A 725-nucleotide genomic window follows, 5' to 3' on the forward strand; every position below is an offset into this window, starting at 1 on the left:
TCTAATCCGCACTAGCCTGCGTGATGCGTCGTCATAAAACAACTTGTGTACTAAAACGTACACGGCGTTATTTTATTCCTAGCCTCACTTGACTATTGCGGTTAGCAAAGGTGATTGCTTAATGAGTTTATTGAGCAGCCAATTTGATTTTAAATAGCAGCAAATTGATTGCGAGCTAGACGAGAAATGAAATCTCGACGTTTACTAAAGTAAACGAGAGATTGAATGCCGAAGTATAGCGAAGTAATTGGGGGCTTAGCTCATCTGGTAGAGCACCTGCTTTGCAAGCAGGGGGTGAACGGTTCGAGTCCGTTAGCCTCCACCATTCCCTTCGAGTGGTGGAAAGAAGTAAAGCAGAAAATAGAAATAAATCACTGTCTCAAGAGAGATTCATGGCTTGGGACGATGGTTTATTTCTGATTTCTAAAATCAGCAAGACGTATCTTTGATCTTTAAAAAAATAGAAGAAGTAATACTCAAATTTAGAAATAAATAAGGGTAGATTGTATCAAAACTTAAATCTCGAAGTCAGAACTGAGGTTTAAGTGTCGCAAACAAAGCGAAATCAGATACTTTGAATGGTATTAACTTTGTTGATACGTGTTTGAGGTTATAGGATCAAGCGACTAAGTGCATCTGGTGGATGCCTTGGCGATGATAGGCGAAGAAGGACGCGTTAGCCTGCGAAAAGCACGGGGGAGCTGGCAAATAAGCTTTGATCCCGT

The 725-nt window shown here is 40.8% G+C and carries 1 tRNA gene and 1 rRNA gene; both read left to right on the forward strand.

The window, feature by feature from the left end:
* Positions 1-249: 249 nt before the first annotated feature.
* A tRNA-Ala gene (locus CSQ88_RS22535) sits at positions 250-325 on the forward strand.
* 291 nt (positions 326-616) lie between these two features.
* A 23S ribosomal RNA gene (locus CSQ88_RS22540) occupies positions 617-725 on the forward strand; the annotation flags it as partial.

The organism is Iodobacter sp. BJB302, from assembly GCF_002735645.1.
Taxonomy (GTDB): domain Bacteria; phylum Pseudomonadota; class Gammaproteobacteria; order Burkholderiales; family Chitinibacteraceae; genus Iodobacter.